Here is a 2,827-nt window from a genome sequence, read left to right as displayed (position 1 = left end):
GCCCGATACGTGCTGCTGCCTGTTCAAGGTACGCACTCATCGGACATGAAGTCCGTTGGTGCGGCGACCCCAACCTACACGAGGACATTGAGGGCGCGTCTGAAGGCCAGCAGCGCGACGACGAGCTCCGTTCCCAAGTCGATCGAGATCATCCATTCCGCTTCCGCCACCGGTGCCAAGCTGGCAGAGCTGAGCCCGCAGGAGCTCGCGTCGTTGCAGGTGCAGGAGCCGGCCGTGCGCGCCGTGCCCGTCGTGACCTATCACCTGACTCGGACACCGCGACTGACTGTGACTCGGCAGACGACCAAGGCGGCCAAGCCGCTACCCACGCTGCGCGTGAAGGTCGTCGATCAGGCGGGCAAACCCATCGCCGGCGCATTKGTGGTCGCGCTTAACGATGAAGATCAGGAACTGGGTGACGATGGGTACACCACCAAGCGGGGCGAAGTCCGGCTTCGGCTGCCCTCTGGTCCCCAGCTCGAAGTGCTTGCTGTCTACCCCGACCCGAACGGCCATTGGGGCCGCGTGGAGCGCAATCTGAAGCTCGTGGACGGCCACACGGTGACGCTCGACGACATCGACCTGTCTCACGACGACCTCGCCAACACGTTGTACAAGACGCCAAAGACGACCGACGGCGCAGGCGTCGTTGTCGGCGTCATCGACAGCGGCGTCGATGGCAACCACCCGCACCTGACTGTCAAGCATTCGCGTTGCCTGGTTTCGAGCGAAGGCGACGCAGGCGATGGCTCGCCGGCCACCGAGGAAGGCGAACATGGCTCGCACGTCGCCGGCCTGATTGCCGGTGCGCTCGTCGCTGGCACCAAGCGCGGCGGGCGAGCACCCGCCGTCACGCTGAACTCGTACCGGGTGTTTCCCAACGACGGTGGCGATGCAATCAACTACGACATTCTGAGAGCGATTGAAGCTGCCGTCGCTGATGGCTGCGACCTGATCAACCTGAGCTTGGGTACGAAGGTGCCCGACGAGGCCGTGCGAGATGCGATCTCGGAGGCGTACGCCCAAGGCACGGCGTGTATTGCTRCTGCCGGCAACGACGGGCGCCAGGACCTGCTGTTCCCTGCGCGGTGGTCAGACGTGCTTTCGATCACAGCGATTGGCCAGAAAGGCACCTACCCGGCTTCCTCGGTTGAGGCGCTGGATGAAATGGCGCCTTGGTCCAAGCTGGAGAAGAAGCGCTACGCGGCCAAGTTCACGAACATCGGCCCCGAAGTCAGCGCCACAGCGCCCGGCGTCGGCATGGTGTCGACGGTTCCCGGTGGAGGCTATGGCGCGATGAGTGGCACATCGATGGCGTGCCCTGTTGCGTGCGGCCTGCTCGCTGCGGAGCTGAGCCGCAACGAGGACATCCTCAAGATCCCCCGGGGTCCTGAGCGTGGTCGAGAGCGGGCCAGCAAGATCCGGGGACTATTTTTCGCAATGTGCAAACCTGCCGGCTTCGACAAGGAATATGAAGGCCAAGGCTTGCCTCAATAGACCGCTCCTGTAGAGTTCGTCCTATGAGCCAAGTGATCCTCCGCCGAACCAAGGACGCCGCTGTGTCCGCGGCGGAAGCCGTCACGGTTGTGACGGACACCGCCACGTGCGGCCGGGTGCTCAGCCAGACCGGCAACAACATGCTCGCCGAGGTTCCCCACACCCGGATCGGCGGCCTGTCYGCCCGGTTGCCTGGTTGGATCATTTCTGAGCAGATGGCCACTGTGCCGCGTCCGGACGCACGGATCAGGGCTCGGCGACGCTAGTCAGTCACACCTAAATAAAGGGACGCTTCGGCGTCCTTTTTTACACCTGCACCTCAGGAGATGGGGTAAATTTCCCAATTAAAGCGGAAATTTCCCAAAAATATTGGATTCGGAGGCTGCCGATGGACAACTTTTCCATCATTCACACCATCTGCAGGCTGGCGCTCGACTCGTCCTCGGAGACTGTTCGTCATCAGGTCACTCGGCTGTCGGAGGCGCTGGACAAAGACGGGGCCAACAAGGATGCACAAGCGCTGCGCATGCTGCTGGYATCCGCAGACCGGCACCAGTCGATGACGCCTCGGCGCCTGGTTCAGTCCAAGTCTTCGGTCGGCCTGCCAGGCGAAGTCTTGCTGTCGACCACGCAGCTGCCAGCGGATCGCGAGACGGGTGCGAGGTTGCTTGACGTCACATTCCCAGGCGAGGGGCGCCCATCGCCGCTCATGCCCGCCTCGCTGGAGCGGGCCATTTCAATGCTGCGATCGGAATGGCAGCACCAGCGAGAACTTGCGCAGGTCGGCTCGTCGCCAGCCATGTCCTGCCTTTTTACGGGAGCTCCTGGCACGGGCAAGACGTCTGTCGCGCTGTGGCTCGGGGCGCAGCTCGGCCTACCCGTGTTGACCGCCCGCGTCGACGCCATGATGTCGTCCTTCCTTGGCACTACCTCGCGCAACATCGCGCACGTGTTCGCCTTCGCMAACCGGTTTCGATGCATCCTGCTTCTGGACGAATTGGATTCAATGGCCAAGCTGCGCGATGACCCCAACGAAGTGGGCGAGATCAAGCGCGTCGTCAACGCGCTTCTGCAGAACCTGGACGTGCGGTCGACCATCGGCATCACGATCGGCATCACCAATCACCCCAAGCTCCTGGACCCGGCAGTGTGGCGACGGTTTGCGGCGCAGGTCGAGGTGCCGCTACCCAATGCCGAGACTCGTGAAGCCATCGTCTCCCGCTACGAGGCGCCCACCGAAATTCCGGTGCCGGTGAAGCGCTTCCTGGTGCTGATGACTGAGGGCGCATCAGGCGCCGAGATAGAGACGATCGTCGACCTGTACAAGAAG

General features: G+C 63.1%; 3 protein-coding genes. All 3 read left to right on the top strand.

Annotated features, from left to right (window positions below; translation table 11 throughout):
• Positions 1-1,497: S8 family peptidase (locus ACXJKR_RS28940; RefSeq protein WP_457325782.1), on the top strand; the 1,497-nt coding region annotated here is incomplete at its 5' end.
• 23 nt (positions 1,498-1,520) lie between these two features.
• Positions 1,521-1,763: a hypothetical protein gene (locus ACXJKR_RS28935; protein ID WP_457325781.1), complete on the top strand. Its 243-nt coding sequence runs from the start codon at positions 1,521-1,523 to the stop codon at positions 1,761-1,763.
• 122 nt (positions 1,764-1,885) lie between these two features.
• Positions 1,886-2,827 (top strand): AAA family ATPase (locus ACXJKR_RS28930; protein ID WP_457325780.1); only part of this gene is annotated, 942 nt, incomplete at its 3' end.

This window comes from Roseateles sp. P5_E11, assembly GCF_054049355.1.
This window is presented reverse-complemented; position numbering and strand designations above follow the sequence as displayed.